Genomic DNA, 16,898 nt, shown 5'->3' with positions numbered 1-16,898 from the left:
AAAATTAAAGCCCTAAATACGGTGCAAAACTCCCACGCACAACAAAAGAACATTGTCCCTTCAATCGTCAACACAAGCCGTACTTCAAATAGCTATTGTCAAGCCATATTTAGCCCAACCCTACCGCAACCAAACGACAAAGGTGCTATTCATTACCCTTGAAAGCAAACACAACAGACAACAGAAACAAGCGGCAATGCGTAACTTCAAAAACACCAAATGCAATGATGGTGAGGACATTGGCAAGGTAAATGTGTTGAAATTTAATTTGGAACATATTGAGAAAATTCATATATTTGCAAGGTGTAACCCCTACCTGTACACCTAGAAATGTGCAGAATGGTTACCTATACCCCACAACACAACCAAAGCCCGCTGGTAACGGCAATGCGGCCCCCGTATCAAAGCGTCTTACATCAAAGAGAAGACCATCAACACCCCACCGTTTCATCCCTTATCCCAACGACAAATGAAAACATTAAATACATATCTATTGCTCATATTCCTTTGTTTTTCGGTTTATGTTGAGAAGGCAGAGGCACAGCAAAAGCTGACCCTTATCGTGAGCGACAGTCTTAGTGGAGAACCTCTACCCTTCGTTAACATCAAAGTTAACGGAGCGAAAGACAGCTTGATATGTTACTCCGACTCTATCGGCAAGTGCGTAATTCCGCTGCAAGCAGGATTTTACGAGTTGTGGCTTAGCAATGTGGGCTACACCAATCACAAAGAAAGCGTGACACTCGATGCCGACAAAACGCTGCACATAAGCCTATCGGCCAATGCCAACGTATTGGGCGAAGTTTCTGTTGTGGGGCGAAAACGTCTTATCAAGATAACACACAACGGATTGGAATACGACCTATCGAAAGACCTTGCCGCCCAATCCACCAACCTACTTGCCGCCCTTAACCGCGTTCCGCTGGTGAATGTTGATGCCAACGACAACATTACGGTGAAGGGCAGCACCTCTTTCTCCATCTTTCTCAATGGGCATCCCTACCGCATTGCGCAGTCTTCACCCAAGGCCGTACTACAATCCATCCCGGTTACCACTGTGAAAAAGATTGAAGTTATCGACCGTATAAACGCTCGCTATGGCGGCGATGTGGGCGACGCGATAATCAATATCGTTACCAATCAGCAGCTTTTCGACAACTATGCCCTAACCCTTAACGGCGGGGCAAACACCCAACCAAGAGCCAATGCAGGCCTCAATCTCATGGGAACGTACAAAAACATTGACTATTCGCTGGGTTATAGCTACGCTCTTGATGGTCAACGAGAGCAGCCCATAGCATCAAAGAGCAGGTATGCGCAAGGTTCTCAATGGCAAGAATACAATGGTAAAGGCGTTGGCGACGGAGATTGGAAGAAACATATCGTAAGAACTATGCTGCAATGGAGGCCCGACACGCTGAACACACTGTACCTAGACGGACACGCCTTGATAGAACAAACCAACCTGAACACGCTGTGGCAACAATCCTTTAACGAGCAAGGACAAGCACCATTACAAAGCACTTTCGACACCGAAAATAAGAATACGACAGGCACTGCCGAAGCGAACGTCATCTATCGAAACCTCTTTCGCAACACAGGAGACGAGCGTTGGGTTGTCGGCTACAGGTATACTTACAACCCAGACGTAAGACATTATTACCAAACCTACAGCAATTTGCTTGGCAACGAGCGCAGAACCAGGCGCAAAACCAACGGCGGACTGCACGAGCATAGCCTGTCGGTTGACTTTAATTTGCTTAACAACGACAACACAACACTGCTCGTTGGCGGTAAGCAAACCTTGCGAAACGGAAACATCCAATCTTCGAACAGGTTACTGAAAGACGGAGAATGGGTAGACGATGCGGCAGAAAACCTACAACAACAGCAGTTGAAATACACACAAAACGTATCGGCTGCCTACGCATCTATTTCGCTTGGTGTAGGCAACTTTAGCCTAGACGCCTCGCTAAGGTGGGAATATGGCGACTTAAAGATGCAATATCCACAACAAACGGTGTACAACTTCACTAACCGAAAGCATTATGTCCTACCCTACGCAAGCATATACTATCAGGGCAAAAGCTCTTCATTGTCGCTTAATTACAATACGGGCGTAACACGCCCAAGCATACTCATGCTCAACCCTTTCAAGGCTATTGTGTCGCAATACTTAGCGGCTGAGGGCAACCCACAACTGAAAAACACCTACACGCACACACTGGAAACATCGTATTCGCTTTACTCCAACACGCTTTTCCTCTCTTATAGCCTACATTACAAATGGATAAACCACCCTATCATGGCCTTTCCTCGATACGACACTCACCAAAAACAGGTCATCACCCAATATCAAAATATAGCCTTCGCACGTGATTTTGGGTCGAACCTTTACTTTAATTACCGTCCCATACCGTTGATTTCGCTCACTTTCTCTGGAAATATTGATTGGTATAAAAATCAAGAAAACGAACAACTCTGGGACAAAAGCAACATCGCACACAACCTAACGCTGATGTGCGACGTATTTTTGAAGAAGAACTGGACCATTGGTTTGCAGTACGGCAACTATAAAAACCCAGCCGAGATATGGGCAAAAGCGCACGCCTTCTCCATCTCATCGTTAGCAATCAGCAAGTCGTTCTTTAAGGGTTCGCTCAATACAAGGGTAGTAATGAACTCGCCTTTCCAAAAGTACAACGAGCTGTTGGTCGAACAAAACCTCACCCACTTCTCGCGTTCGCAAACCAACTATCTCACGGCTAGGGCTTTCGGCATAGACATAACCTATACCTTTAAAAGCGGAAACCCCAAAGAGCTGAAACGCGATAGCCGCTTAAAGAGTTCTGATCAGAAGACAGGCGTTGAATAATAGCTGCAACTACAATGACCTACACAAATAAGACAGACAACTGCATGTTGAAGAACGCTATGCGTTCGCAGGCACAAGCTTTTCTCTCGCTCCGCAAAAAGCTATGCCTCGTGTTACTGTGCGCCATACAGATGGTTTGTGCCCAAAGTTTCTCCATTAGCGGAAAGATAAGCGACAACACAACACGAAAACCCATAAAGGCAGCGCAAATAACCTTATTAGCAGCCGATGGAGTAAGCGCAAAAGCCGCTATCGCGAGTAACGAAGACGGTAAATTCGCCTTAAACGGCCTCTCTCCTTCCTCCTATCTTCTACGCATAACCAGCGTGGGCTATAAGCCTATGCTGCTAACTATCGTGGAATTGAACAAAGACACAGACCTAGGCGAACTCCTTTTAAAGCCCGACACCGTGCAACTAGGTGAAGTTATGGTGTCGGCCAACCTACAAAAGAATGCCGATAGGTGGGTTTTCTACCCCTCAGACGCAATAAAGCGACAAAGCACCGATGCCTACGACGTGCTGCAACGCATGGCATTACCCGACCTTCAATTCGACTTGATGAACCGAACGCTATCTTCGCAGAAAGGCGGTACACTGCAAATACGCATCAATGGCGTGCCTTCTAAACAGTCAGACCTTGCTGCCCTGCAACCACAAGACATCGCCAGGGTGGAATACATCGACAACCCAGGCATCGTTTACGGCGATGGCGTGGCCGCAGTGTTATTGGTTCACACCAAACGGGGATACGAAGGGATGCAAGGCGGCGTGCAAATCGCCCATGCCTTAACCACAAAACAAGGCAACGCCTACGCCTATTTGAAGATTGTTGGGCAGAAACACCAACTCGCCATCACCATAGACGGGCTTTATAAAAGCGTGGGTGGCGTGTTCAACAACAGCGACAAAACCTTGCGTTACCCTGCCAACGAATTGACACTTAACACCAAAGGCGACGACAAGGCTTACCGCTATCGCAACGGCAGCGTGAAATTGGAGTATAACAAACTGCTAGACACGCGCAACTCTTTCTTCAACATCGTGGCCAATTACGCCACATCGCGCCAGCCCGAAAATGTTTCGCAAAGCCATGCGCAAAGCAACGGCGCGCCTTTCTTCTCAGAAGCGTTGCTCACTAGGGACAGAACGCACAACGCCTCGCTAGACTTTTACCTCGACAAGCAATTCGCTAGCAAAGCAAACCTGCTGGCCAACCTCACGGCAACCTACATCGGCAGCGACTATCGCAGGGCTTACAGCAAGGCATACCATGCCGCTGCACAGCCTGCATTCTCCAATGCCTACGACGTTGACGGCAAACACAAGTCGGTTATCGGCGAGGTTATCTTCAAGCAACCGTTGTCTAAGCAACTCAACCTTACCATCGGCACGCACAATCGCCTATCCAAAACCAACAACACTTACGTTGCAACCAACACAACGACCCCCACTTCGCTGCTCAACTTCAACAACTACGACTACGTAGAACTAAGCGGTATGCTGGGCAAATTGGCCTATTCGGTAGGTGGGGGCTATTCGTTTTACCGCATGAAGAACGACAGTCTTGTGGCGCAATACCACTTCTTTCGACCTTCCCTCACACTATCCTACCCGCTTTCCAAGGCATTTAGGTTACAATATTACCTAGGCATCAATCCCGTTGAGCCCCAACTGGCCATGCTATCAAGTTTTGTTCAAACGCAATCCGAATACGAATTGCGTAAAGGCAACCCACATCTCAAGCCCTATCAGGCCTATATCAACCAGCTTTCGCTTAGCTTTCAGAAGCAGGAAACCATGCTAGGCTTCGTTACCTACCTGCACTACAGCAACCATCCCTTCACAAACAATCCCCCCGTATATGATGCCGCAACCAACATGTTCGTCTATACATCGGCAAATCAGCACAGCTTCACCCACCTGCAAATGCGCCTCTACGCCAGCCAGAGCCTCTTTTCGCAATCCTTGAGACTGTCGGGGTGGCTCACACTTAACCGCTACATCAACAATGGGTTAAGCTTTTTCACCACCTATACAGACGTGATTGGCAGCCTGTCTGCCAGCTACGACCGCCCCAAATGGGGTTTGCAAGCCAGCTTCCGTTCGGCTATCACCACCATGTTCAACCAAACCAAGACGCGAACAGCACCCAACTTGCAGCTAAGTGCCTATTACAACCTCCACCGCTTACGTTGCACCCTCAGCATAAACAATCCCTTCATGTCGACCGCCACCACGGTTTCGACAATGAATAGCGAACTAATCAGTGCCACCACATACAAGTTTGCCAAATATAAAGATAACCTTGTGCAGCTCTCCCTTAGATATAGCTTCAGGAAAGGAAAAGTGCGCAACCTGCAAAAGCAAATGGATAATGCCGACAATGATGCGGGAGTGGTGAAGTAACAACGCTTGCAGCCAAGGCACCAAACCGTCTAGGCACCTGTATTCACCTATTTATATATGTACAAATTCAACAAATATAGATACCAACATGCAAAAGACAAGAACCATAACACTGCTGATACTTACGGCCATAACCGCACTGACGGCTTGCAATGCACAAACCAACAACAAGCCCGTGCAAGCCAAAACAGGGCAAGAAAAACGGCTAGTGGCCAACAATCTAGCAGCGCGCATTCCTGCTCCGCAAGGCTACAAGCGAGTAGAAGTGTCCGAAGGGAGCTTTGCACACTTTCTGCGTAACCTGCCTTTAAAGCCCGCGGGGAGCGATTTGCACTACTATAACGGACAGGTAAAAGAACGAAAATACGCAGGAGTAGTTGTAGATATGGACTTTGGCAAAAACGCTAACGAGCAATGTGCCGACGCCATTATCTTTCTTAGAGCCTCGTATCTATGGAAAACGCGGCAATACGCCAAAATAAACTTCAACTTTACCAACGGCTTTAAGGCCGAATATGCCAAGTGGGCGCAAGGTTATCGCATACGCAACAACAAAGCTTGGGTAAAAACACAGAAGGCCGACTATGGCTACCAATCGTTTAGAAAGTACCTCAACCTCGTGTTTCAGTATGCAGGCACGGCCTCGTTAAGCCAAGAACTCAAGCCCATTGGTCGCTGTTGGGCAGCAGATATTCAGGCTGGCGACGTGATTATCAAGGGCGGTTTTCCTGGACACGCCGAAATTGTGGTTGATGTGGCCGAGAACGAGAAAGGAGAACGCGTGGTATTATTGGCTCAAAGTTTCATGCCTGCACAAGAAATAGAGATTTTTCCCCAATGGTTCAGCCCCTCTTCCAATGGCACATGCCTTGTAACCCCAGCGTGGACATTTTATTCGTCCACCGACAAAACCCTACTTCTCCGCCGTTTCAAGTCCGAATAAAGCAGAACATTAGCTATTTAACCCCAAGCAGGCATCTAGCCAGCAAGCCCAAATGGGCATCCCCCTAGACCTTATCCGTCTGCCTTTCAACCCCCAATCGGTAATTAAAAACCGGCTTTCAACCATTTTCTAATCACCGATTAGGGGGTTAAATCTAGTATTTATTTTTTACAAAACACCTTCTATCTGCCACTCCATTCTAGCAAAAATAAAGGCCCAAAAGCAGGCTTTTTGGTGCTATTTGCAGCCTTGCGCATTTCTTTTTTAGTCCAATTTTAAGAACAACACCTGCATTTAGCACCACTTTGCCTTTCTAGTTGGCTGCCGACTCGCCATTTTTTCACCCCCAACAACCTGCATTTAGGCACTAGAAACCCCCTTTTTGAAGTGCTTTTTGCCCACTTTGAGCCAAGTTTTTAATGGTTCGAAGAGGTTTTGTCTACCTCTTTGATGTGGATATTTATGCAAATCGCCTCGCATTTAGCAGCATTTAACCTTGCATTTAGCACCAAAATGCCTTGCGTTTAGCACCAAAACGCACTGCATTTAGCACCAAAATGCACTTCGTTTAGCACCAAAATGCACTGCATTTAGCACCAAAACGCACCGCATTTAGCAGAAAATAGCCCAAAATCAGATGCAAATTATGGTTTTATGCAATGCAAATTCATATTGTCTGCATTTACAACCAACCCCCTTTAGCATCAAAACAAACTTCCGCGAGAATCGATTTTTTGCGGCAAGGTGGGTGGTTGGTGAACGGCAAGGGCTCCTTTTGTGTTAAAAATCGTGCTGAAAACGTGACAAAAGTTTGAGCAAACTAGATGATAAGTTTACCAACCAACAAGCATTTGGCGTATTAAGCCGGTACGCTTATCTAGTTCCACAAGTATTTCTAGCTGGGCTAGGCTTCTAGTTGTACTAGATTTACAGGTACGTAGCGATAAACACCGCATCCCATGTAGCTGGGCTAGGCTTCTAGTTATACTAGATTTACAGGGCTTTCTAGCCGTCCTGTTTTTCTAGTTGTGCTAGGTCTTCTGGTTATACTAGATTTACCGAGCTTTCTCGCAATCTGAGCTATTTCTAGTTGTACTAGGCTTTCTGGTTATACTGTTAATGCTAGCTTTTCTAGTCTTTGCTAGCCTTTTAAAACACTACAAATACAGCCAACAAGCCCCCTACCCCTGCTACCAAGCACAAAAAAATGGCCGTTGCACGCCTTTCGACGTTGCAACGACCACTTTCGTTAATATTTAAACCTATGAATTTTCTTTTTATACGGGAACGTTTACACGACCGTAATTGTACATTTTGAGCACGTTTACACAGTATTTGTTAAACTTATCGCTCATTACAATTTTCTTAACCATCTTTCTCATAACTTTATTCCTTTCTAATTTAATTATCCTAATGTTTTTGTTCGATGCATCTTCACATCGCGTTATCCTGAATATGTCCTATTAAAGACTTTAAGCGATATTCGCTAAACGTGATGCAAAGTTACGGCCTAAAACTGTGTGCGCAAACAATTATGTAGAAAAATGGCGTTTTAAGGCCGTTTCTTTGACACACATCAACGCGGTTGACCTAGGTCAACCACCTGGCAGCTGCCAATTAGTCAGCCTTTAAAACATCAAGAAGACGGCCGTGCTTGTCGAACGAGAAACGATGGGCCATGTAAAGCGTAACCATGAGCGAGAGCATGGGTGCACAGAAAGTGATGCACGAAATAAGTATCTGATAACGCACCGCTGTATCGGGTGCCGAGCCACCAAGTATCTGGCCAATCATCGTTCCGGGGAAACTAACTAACCCCATCACTGCCATATTGGCAATACAAGGCATGAAAGATTTCTCTATGGCCTGCCTAATAAAGGGCGTCAAAGCCTCCAAACGCGTTGCGCCATTGCCCAAAAGGTAGAAATACAACTGCCGTTCGCGCTGCAAACCATGATAATACGTACTTAACGAAAGCACGTTCACCCCAAGCATGTTGCCTAGCAGTATGCCCACAACGGGTATAAAATAACGTGCATCGAAGGGATTATACAGGCGCAACACCACGAAAAGGGCATACATGCACACCACAAAAGCTCCCACGCCTAAACCTACGGCAATGGGCATAAGCATCAGTCGCATGCGCATACGGGTGCGGTTTACTGCCGTTACCGAGGCCACCAGCACCATCAGCACAAACCAAAGCACGTTGATTAACCAGCTGTTGTAGCTGAAAAGAAACTCTAAGTAAAGCCCAATAAGCGACATCTGCACCACCATACGCACCGTAGAGATGATGGTAGAGCGAATAAGAGGGACTTTGAAATAATGGAAGAAGTAAAGCGGAACAAGCACCAAGAGCAATGTCAAGAGCATTCCGATGATGGATATATTCATTTTATAAAGCCGTGTTTGGGGTTACTGATTGTTTAGTTTAAGCATCAAGGTTTTATCGCATTGCCCTGCAAAGGCCCTATCGTGGCTCACGGCGATGATAGCCGCCCCTCGTTTGGCCAAGCTTTGCAGATAGCCCGCAACAAGCAATGCACTGTCAACATCTAAGGCCGATGTTGGTTCGTCTACCAGCAACACCTTCTTGTCTAACAATCCGGCCATCGAGAGCATAATGCGCTGCCGTTCGCCTCCGCTTACTTCGGCCATCCGCTTATCGTATAAGGTTTCGTCCAATCGCAGTCGCACCCATTGGTCCATCAGCGCCTCCTTAGAAAATCGTTTGTCGCGATTTACCCGTAGCTGGTAAGGCAAAGCCACAAGCTCGGCCACGGTGTTGCAAGGCAGGTTCACTTCTTGTGGCACATAGGCCATCATACTGCGCATATACTCCGCAGAGAGGGGCGTTAGTTCTGTTCCGCCAATGCTAACCGAACCTTCATCAAGGGGCTGAAACCCCAATATACACCGCAACAGCGTTGTTTTTCCGCATCCCGACTCGCCCATCACGCAAAGCATCTCGCCCCCACTAACCACAAACGAAAGGTTGTGGAACAGACTTTTACTCTCTAACGCAAGACTGGCGTCTTTCATTTCTACCGTCATACTATATTATTATATAATGTGTTATGGTGCGAAGGCTAGGCAAAGTGCGCATACACACACAAGGTTATGCGCCGGTATGGCCAGGCACGGTTCGCGCCAAGTATTCTTTAAGTTCAATAAAGTAATGAATTGTCTACAAAAATACAAAGAAAAGTTCACAAACGTGTCGTTTGTTGGCTTTTTACGCTATCTTTGCAATGAAAACGAAGGAGAAAGATAAATATGGCAACATCCAACAACATCGACATAAAGCTTTACTTACCTGCCGAGTGGCACGAGCAAAGCGGCGTGCAGCTTACTTGGCCGCACGCAAAAACCGACTGGGCACCCATTTTGCCCGACATAACCAAGGTGTTTGTGGAGCTTACACGAGCCATTGCCAAACACGAAAAGGTGCTTATCGTGGCTCCCGACACCGATGACGTGAAAGCCACGCTTATGCGAAACTTAGGCTTGGAACGCCTGCGCAACGTGCTGTTTCACCAATGCGAAACCAATGACACGTGGGCCAGAGACCATGCCGCCATAACGCTTACGGGTAACAACACCAACAATGGATTTAAAGTACAGAACACACTGCTGGACTTTAAGTTTAACGGATGGGGCGAGAAGTTTGCTGCCGACAAAGACAACGCCATTACCCAAAGCCTATACCACGAGGGAATGCTTAACGGAACGCTTGAAAGCCACAACGACTTTGTTCTTGAAGGCGGTGCCATAGAAAGCGACGGAAAGGGAACGGTGTTCACAACATCGCAATGCCTGCTGGCCCCGCATCGCAACCAACCTATGACAAAAGACGACATAGAACAACGGCTGAAAGACGCGTTGAGGGCCGAACGCGTGGTGTGGCTTGACCATGGGAACCTTGTTGGCGACGATACAGACGGACATATCGACACCATTGTGCGCACAGCACCCGAAAATACGCTGTTATATGTGGGATGCGACGACAGCCACGACGAGCAATACGAGGATTTTTTGGCCTTAGAACACCAGCTAATGGGCCTGCGCACATCAACAGGCATGCCCTATCGACTGCTGCGCCTGCCCATGCCCGATGCCATTTACGACGAGGGCGAACGTCTGCCTGCCACCTATGCCAACTTCCTCATCATCAACGGAGCCGTTATTTGCCCTACTTACGCACAACCCGAAAAGGACAAACAGGCACTGCAAACCATTGCCCAAGCTTACCCAGACCGCGAGACCATAGGCATAGACGCATGCACCGTTATCAAACAACACGGGTCGTTGCACTGCCTTACCATGCAATTTCCGCAAGGCGTGATTGCCAATAACCCATAAAACCACGACAAAGAAAAAATGCTTAGAACAGGAATAATACAACAACACAACACGGCCGACATACAAGACAACATGAACCGACTGGCCAACGGCATTGCTCGGCTGGCTAAGGAGGGCGCACAACTCATCGTTCTGCAAGAACTGCACAACTCGTTGTACTTCTGCCAAGAAGAACAAGTAGACGTGTTCGACCTTGCCGAGCCCATTCCTGGTCCGTCAACGCAGTTTTTTGGCCAATTGGCCAAGGAGCATGGTGTAGTGATTGTTACCTCGCTGTTCGAGAAAAGAGCACCAGGGCTTTACCATAACACGGCTGTGGTGATGGAAAAAGACGGCAGCGTGGCAGGCATTTATCGTAAGATGCACATCCCCGACGACCCTGCTTACTACGAAAAGTTTTACTTTACGCCGGGCGACTTGGGCTTTGAACCCATCAACACAAGCGTTGGCCGATTGGGCGTGCTGGTTTGTTGGGACCAATGGTATCCCGAAGCGGCCCGACTGATGGCCATGCGCGGAGCCGACTTGCTTATCTACCCCACCGCCATTGGCTATGCTGCCAGCGACGATGAGGCCGAACAGCAACGCCAACGCGAGGCTTGGACAACCATACAGCGCGCACACGCCGTGGCCAACGGACTGCCTGTGGTGGCAGTTAACCGCGTTGGCTTTGAGCCAGACCCTTCGCAACAAACGCCAGGCATCAACTTTTGGGGCAGTTCGTTCGTGGCTGGTCCGCAAGGCGAACTGCTTTTCCGTGCCAACGACACCGAAGAACAGCGCGCCATTGTAGACGTGGACTTGGCTCATAGCGAGCAAGTACGCCGTTGGTGGCCATTTTTCCGCGATCGCCGCATAGACGAATACGGCGGCCTTACGCAGCGTTTCTTGCAGCCATAGCAGCCTGCATTGCAGCAGTCTCGGCCTTTTAGGCTCGTTGGTTTGCCTCTTTAAGGCGCTCATTAGCCTGTTTCTTCTAGGCCGTTAGTTTGTTTCTTTTAGGGCGTTAGTCTGCCTCTTGCGAGTTATTGGCGGCAAGCAGCGAGCCGAAGAAACCCAGCAAAACCTCCACGCTCTTTTTGTCGGGTATGGCTATCTTGATATGTGTCGCTCCCGTTTCGGGGTCTTCTTCCACCAGTTCTTCCACCAGCTGCCTTGTTGCTTCTGGCGACTTAAGCGTGTCTGCAAGCCCTTGGAAGAACGTACGCCCTGCATGTACCAGCTCTTTGGGCGTGGATGGGTTTGCGCTGCGGCTGCCGTGGGCATGAGAGGGCGTGACATTGGCGTTTCCTTTTGCCGCATTCTTGGGTGTGTCTCCGTGTCCGAAGTCCTTGTTCTCGGCCATTTCGCCTTCGTGCTCAACGGCATTGTCCTCATACTCGGCAGCATCGTCTTCTGTTTCATCATCAGTTGGTGTGCCAAAATCAAAATTAGCGACTGCCGTTGTGTTATCGTACTCGCCTTGCGGTGTTTTGCTTTCCCTTGCACGTTCTGCATTGGTGTTTCCGCCCTCGTTGTTGGCAATGGTGTGCGCGCGTGCTTCGCTTTCTTCGTTATTGCGCGTTTCTTCTTCATTTTCGGCCAAATCGTCATCGTCAAACACTTCCATTTCGTTTGTTGCGGAGGCGTTGTCTTCCATCGTTTCATTGCCCACAACCTGCTCTTGCTCGTCGTTGTCAATGGGGCTTTCGCCAGTGTGGGTGTCTGCCGAGCTGCCCATCGTCTTGTTTAGTTCGGCCATCATCTCGTCAAACTTGCCTTGTTGGGCAAAGATGGTGTCCTCTCCGCCATCCAAAACCCCTTCGAAGAGAGAGGATTTGAACTTTAATTTATCCAGCATGTCTTCTTCGAACGTGCCTGCCGACACGAGGTTTATCACCTGTATGTTTCGTTTCTGCCCCAGACGGTAAACACGTGCGATGCGTTGTTCAAGCACGGCAGGGTTCCAAGGCAGGTCTACGTTCACCACGACGGAGGCTGCTTGCAGGTTCAGCCCAGTGCTTCCCGCATCGGTAGAGAGGAAAACGCGGCAGTGGGGTTCGTCCATAAAGTTGTTTACAAGGTCTTTACGCCGTATCGAGGGGATGCCGCCATGCAGATATTCAAAGCCGATGCCCTCCTTTTCCAATTCTTTAGCCACCAGTCTTGTCATTCGTTCCCACTGGCTAAACACCACCAATTTCTCGTCGCCGCTTTCTATAACATTGCGCACGATGTTTATCACCTCGGTTACTTTTGTGTCGAACCGCGTTTTTTGGTCTAATATGTAGGTGCTGTCGCACAGCATACGCATCTGCGAGAGGTATTTCATCAGCTTATTGCGGTCTGTTTCAGACAAGAAGTGCATGTTCTGCCATTTCTTCAACAGCACCGACACATGCCAGCGCGCCTCATCGTGTTGCACCATCTGTTGCTTAGTCATGGGTACGAACAAAAGTTTGTCTTGTCTTTCGGGCATTTGCAAGTTTACGTCGCGTTTGCGCCTCCGTATCAAGAAACGTTTGATGCGCTCGCCCAATTCGTTCAGGTTGCGATAGCCCGCGGTAGCACCTCTCTCATCGAGCATAATGTACCGGTCTTTGAACTTATAATAAGGACTAAGTGCGAATTGGTCTACCAGTTCGGCCACCGAATAGAGTTCTTCCAAGCGGTTTTCCAAAGGCGTACCCGATAGCACCACGGCATATTGGGCGTTCACCTTGCGGGCCGCTTTGGCGATGTGCGTATTCCAATTCTTAAGTCGCTGCACCTCGTCTATCACCAACATGTCTACCTCTATGCTTTTGAGAAGTTTCAGATCGTTGCTTAATGCGTTGTATGATATGATGCGATAGGGCTCTTGACCTTCATATTGTTTGCATCTGGCCAACAAGTCGCCCTCTATAACGTGCACTGTTTCGCCTGTAAACCGTTCTATTTCGCGTTTCCATTGGTATTTCAGCGATGTGGGACACACGATGAGCACATTTCCCACCAGAGCCTTGCGCCTTAACATCTGCGCTGTGGCGATGGCTTGAATGGTTTTGCCCAGTCCCATCTCGTCGGCGATGATGGATTTGCCAGCCTTTAAGGCAAACTTTATGCCCTCAACCTGATAAGGATAGAGGCGGGTGTGCAGCAGAGAGTCGAAATCTTCCTGCCCCAAAGCGTCAACCCATGCCGCCCTTTCAATGTTTTCTCGGCGTTCAACAACATATTGCAGCGCATCGGGGTAACATCTAAACCCGGCATCGAGTTCTCGGGCCTTGGCCAAGAACTCATGGAAATGGGCATAAGCTGCTGGCTTCAACGCTAAATGCTCGTCAAAGTAATCGTTCGCCAACATCTTGAACGCCTCGCTGTTGTCGCAGCCGATGCGTATGCGCACTTGGCGACCTTGCCTGTAATCGATGTATACGGAGGAATAGGGCGGCAACTCCCTGTGCACTTTTCGTCGCCCGCCAAACGTGAGTTTCAATGCTTCTATGTGCTTGCATGTGCCAAGTTGAGACGTGCGGAAATCAAAACACGAGCAATAATTCCACTGGCTGTTTGCCCCGCGGTACACAACTTTATACTGTTGTTCGGTTTTGGGATTGGTCACCATGTACTCTCCGGGCTGCAGCTTGTCGTCTACGGTAGCAACAAGCAGCCGCTCTTCTCTGGCCACTTGCCTTCTTAATGCCACCTGCCAGTCTTCCAAGTTCATACCTTTGGGCATCACTTGGTGGGATATTCTTTTCCTTACCTTTTGTTTACCCTTCTTTTTCTTCTTTCCCTTGTTGATGTTTTCGCTCATTATCAGTTAAACTTTGCTCGTTTTCGAAGAAGTTATCTTGGCTTTATCACTTCAATGTGCACAGTGTGGGGCTTTGTGCCAGATGGCCAAAGCAAATTGGCAAGGCCAAACAACGCTCCCCCTTTTGGAGTATAAAGCACGTAACAAAGGTACAATAATATTTGATAATCTCGCCGCTTTGTGGCCGTAAAGTTTAGGTATGCAGCAGAAGTGCATGGCAGGAAGATACTCTTTACTAGTTGTTTTCAGCCCAAATGGTTGTGTACGTGGTGTCTTCGATGTCGAAACGCAAACAACAAATCGGGGTTATAGTCGCTGTTATGCCTGTTTGTGATTGGAAGATTTCACCGCACATTCTTCACAAACCGTCCCCACAAGGTCAACAACTACCTTTATTTTACAATACTAAGAAGGCCCTGTTTTACGAAACCGATGTAGCAGATGATGCGCAGCACACTGGTAAAGATGGGCTTACACGTTTGTTGATGTAAAATAAATTCACGTGAAACATCGCCGTAAATTCACATTTTTAAGCCTTTTACCTTTCGAAATCTCTACAACTGGTGGGCAGAGAGAGGCTTTACCTAGGCGTGCAACCTGCTCCCTTTGCCTACAACCAGCCGTAATGGCTTACCCAAAGTCGAACATAAGGCGGAAGGAGTGGCAACGATAAATACTAAGGCATGCCCAGTCTTTTCGCCCTAGCCCACATGGTTGATGGCGTAGGGGTTGCAAATGGTTTTCTCAATCACCCTCTTGTGACATATTATAGTCAAAAGTAAATGGATTTGGGAAATAGAATTTGCAGAACGAAGGAGGAGTTCAGGCGAGCTGTGATGAGCTTTCTTGAAAACATCGCGGAATACAAGGAAGCGGTGGATTTACTTCTAACCATCAATTCCCGATTGGTTGATTCAAACCATTTCTTTTTGACTATAAGCCTTCCACTTACACCAGGAAAATGCAAAAACGGGATGCTTTATCACAAAGCATCCCGTTGTCATTAACAACTCTCTTTTCTTTCTTTGTTTCCTGAATAATCTTTACTTTCTAATGCTATACCTGATTTGAGATTCAATCCTTATTCAATCTTTTGCCTATGTTATGGGATGTAGTTGGAGAACAAACCGACATCTAGTCGACTACTAAACATTCCCCGCATCCCCTTAACATGCTGGGCCTATGGCAAAGCCCGCCTAATACCTAATTGTTTTTTATCTTCGTCCCCCGAAGTGTACACCACCAGAGTTGGTGTTCGAGGAGTTTGTATTGTTATGTTGTGGCGTATATGTTGTGCCGCCATTGCTTGCTCCGCCAAACGAACGTCCCGATGTTGAAGGTGTAGAACCACCTTGCGAACGTGTGGAATTAAATGGTGTTACGCTTTGTTGCGTATTGCTGAAAGACGAACCACCTGTGTTTCCACCGAACGAACGTCCCGATGTTGAAGGCTGTGAGCCTTGCGAACGGCTAGGGCTGAACTTGCTGTTGGGCACTTCGGGCGAGCCACTTGCATCAGAGCCGCTGAAATAACGTGCGCCCCCAAAGTTTCCGCTGCCAAAGTTGTCGTCGTAATCGCGGTTTATGCGTGCCGTACTCCGCGTGCTGCTTTGACGCTCGTAACCGTCATTCCAACTTTCGCCATAACCAAAATCGCGCCCCGAACCATAGCGGCTACCTCCCGAACGCCTGGACTGGCTAGGATAATTGTAATTGTACGTGCCATAGTCGCGACCAGAGTAAGATCTTTGCGGTGCGTCGTAGCCATAGCCGTAATTGTCGTAGCTGTTATCGGTAAAGCCGCCAAACCTAAATCCGCGTCCATAGTCGCCACGTTGGAAACCATCGCGCATGCCATAGCTGCGCCCTCCACCGAATTGCCTTCCGCTGTACCTGCTGCTCCCATTATACCAACCACTGTTACCGCGGTAAGTGTTGTAAAATACGGGGCGACCGAAGTAATAATAGTCGCGATAGGGATAGCGAGCGTATATGCGGAACCGCCAATAACCTGTGTCGTAGTAAAGAGGACGGTAGAAGTAATTGGCCTGGCAGTATGCCCTGTATTGCCAATCGTATAGTATATAACCCAAGTCTTGGTTGCGTCTGCGCCAATAGATGCCGTAGAGGTCGTCGTAATGGTCGATGCTAAGCAAGTAATCGAGGTTTATTTCGTAAGCAGCCTCATACTGGTCGTCGGTGAGGTTCAGCTCGTACGCCATCTTATCGGTGAGGAAGAGGGCTTGTTGCCTCGCTTGTTCGAAACTCATCGCCTTAGCCTGATAAGCAAAAGCCAGCAGAGTAAGCAGGGTTATTAATAGCTTCTTCATAATCGTTCTTTTTAAAGATGTTTATAACTCGATTCTAATTTTTTGGAGGCCAGCTCAGTCTTGGTCCTCTGTCTCTCTCTTTGTCTTTGTGGGGTAGCCTATGGCCGCCTCTTTGGGGATAGCCTTTTGGCCTTTATTCCCTTTTTACATTTGCAAAGTTAGCCCAATTATAAGCCCTGCCAAAAGGTTTTTCCCTAAA

At 48.0% G+C, this 16,898-nt stretch carries 9 protein-coding genes; 5 read left to right on the top strand and 4 right to left on the bottom strand.

The window, feature by feature from the left end; genetic code table 11:
* Window positions 1-469 precede the first annotated feature (469 nt).
* The 3 genes from HMPREF0670_RS01210 to HMPREF0670_RS01200 all read left to right on the top strand — a co-directional run bounded on the left by HMPREF0670_RS01210 (window position 470) and on the right by HMPREF0670_RS01200 (window position 6,226).
* Window positions 470-2,875, top strand: a complete 2,406-nt coding sequence (locus HMPREF0670_RS01210; RefSeq protein WP_009229337.1) for an outer membrane beta-barrel family protein — start codon at window positions 470-472, stop codon at window positions 2,873-2,875.
* A gap of 14 nt (window positions 2,876-2,889) precedes the next feature.
* Entirely contained in the window at window positions 2,890-5,283 is a 2,394-nt protein-coding gene (locus HMPREF0670_RS01205; protein WP_009229336.1) for an outer membrane beta-barrel protein, read from the top strand.
* Between the two features lie 88 nt (window positions 5,284-5,371).
* Window positions 5,372-6,226, top strand: coding sequence for a DUF4846 domain-containing protein (locus HMPREF0670_RS01200; RefSeq protein ID WP_009229335.1), 855 nt, complete (start codon window positions 5,372-5,374; stop codon window positions 6,224-6,226).
* A 1,617-nt stretch (window positions 6,227-7,843) separates the two neighbouring features.
* Here HMPREF0670_RS01200 and HMPREF0670_RS01195 read toward each other — a convergent pair.
* Both HMPREF0670_RS01195 and HMPREF0670_RS01190 read right to left on the bottom strand, forming a co-directional pair.
* Window positions 7,844-8,623, bottom strand: a complete 780-nt coding sequence (locus tag HMPREF0670_RS01195; protein WP_009229334.1) for an ABC transporter permease — start codon at window positions 8,621-8,623, stop codon at window positions 7,844-7,846.
* Window positions 8,624-8,644: 21 nt separating this feature from the next.
* Complete coding sequence (locus HMPREF0670_RS01190) at window positions 8,645-9,283, bottom strand: ATP-binding cassette domain-containing protein (protein ID WP_009229333.1); 639 nt, start codon at window positions 9,281-9,283, stop codon at window positions 8,645-8,647.
* A gap of 222 nt (window positions 9,284-9,505) precedes the next feature.
* Between HMPREF0670_RS01190 and HMPREF0670_RS01185 the strand changes: the two genes are divergently transcribed.
* Together HMPREF0670_RS01185 and HMPREF0670_RS01180 are read left to right on the top strand one after the other, a co-directional pair.
* Window positions 9,506-10,591: an agmatine deiminase family protein gene (locus HMPREF0670_RS01185; RefSeq protein WP_009229331.1), complete on the top strand. Its 1,086-nt coding sequence runs from the start codon at window positions 9,506-9,508 to the stop codon at window positions 10,589-10,591.
* A gap of 18 nt (window positions 10,592-10,609) precedes the next feature.
* Entirely contained in the window at window positions 10,610-11,491 is an 882-nt protein-coding gene (locus HMPREF0670_RS01180) for a carbon-nitrogen hydrolase (RefSeq protein ID WP_009229330.1), read from the top strand.
* A 106-nt stretch (window positions 11,492-11,597) separates the two neighbouring features.
* Here the strand turns inward: HMPREF0670_RS01180 and HMPREF0670_RS01175 are convergent, their stop codons facing one another.
* Window positions 11,598-14,369, bottom strand: a complete 2,772-nt coding sequence (locus tag HMPREF0670_RS01175) for a DEAD/DEAH box helicase (RefSeq protein WP_044077575.1) — start codon at window positions 14,367-14,369, stop codon at window positions 11,598-11,600.
* Window positions 14,370-15,583: 1,214 nt separating this feature from the next.
* The gene (locus HMPREF0670_RS01170; protein ID WP_009229328.1) at window positions 15,584-16,699 is read right to left on the bottom strand and encodes a hypothetical protein; all 1,116 of its coding nucleotides are present in this window, start codon (window positions 16,697-16,699) and stop codon (window positions 15,584-15,586) included.
* Between the last annotated feature and the right edge of the window lie 199 nt (window positions 16,700-16,898).

This window comes from Prevotella sp. oral taxon 317 str. F0108, assembly GCF_000162415.1.
Classification (GTDB): Bacteria; Bacteroidota; Bacteroidia; order Bacteroidales; family Bacteroidaceae; genus Prevotella; species Prevotella conceptionensis.
The sequence above is the reverse complement of the archived record's forward strand: the minus strand, read 5'-3'. Positions and strand labels throughout refer to the sequence as shown.

Bases quoted from the DNA above. Each gene is read 5' to 3' on its own strand.
- HMPREF0670_RS01200 (WP_009229335.1), top strand. From the start codon at position 5,372: ATGCAAAAGACAAGAACCATAACACTGCTGATACTTACGGCCATAACC.
- HMPREF0670_RS01170 (WP_009229328.1), bottom strand. From the start codon at position 16,699: ATGAAGAAGCTATTAATAACCCTGCTTACTCTGCTGGCTTTTGCTTAT.
- HMPREF0670_RS01185 (WP_009229331.1), top strand. From the start codon at position 9,506: ATGGCAACATCCAACAACATCGACATAAAGCTTTACTTACCTGCCGAG.
- HMPREF0670_RS01205 (WP_009229336.1), top strand. From the start codon at position 2,890: ATGACCTACACAAATAAGACAGACAACTGCATGTTGAAGAACGCTATG.
- HMPREF0670_RS01195 (WP_009229334.1), bottom strand. From the start codon at position 8,623: ATGAATATATCCATCATCGGAATGCTCTTGACATTGCTCTTGGTGCTT.
- HMPREF0670_RS01175 (WP_044077575.1), bottom strand. From the start codon at position 14,369: ATGAGCGAAAACATCAACAAGGGAAAGAAGAAAAAGAAGGGTAAACAA.
- HMPREF0670_RS01210 (WP_009229337.1), top strand. From the start codon at position 470: ATGAAAACATTAAATACATATCTATTGCTCATATTCCTTTGTTTTTCG.
- HMPREF0670_RS01190 (WP_009229333.1), bottom strand. From the start codon at position 9,283: ATGACGGTAGAAATGAAAGACGCCAGTCTTGCGTTAGAGAGTAAAAGT.
- HMPREF0670_RS01180 (WP_009229330.1), top strand. From the start codon at position 10,610: ATGCTTAGAACAGGAATAATACAACAACACAACACGGCCGACATACAA.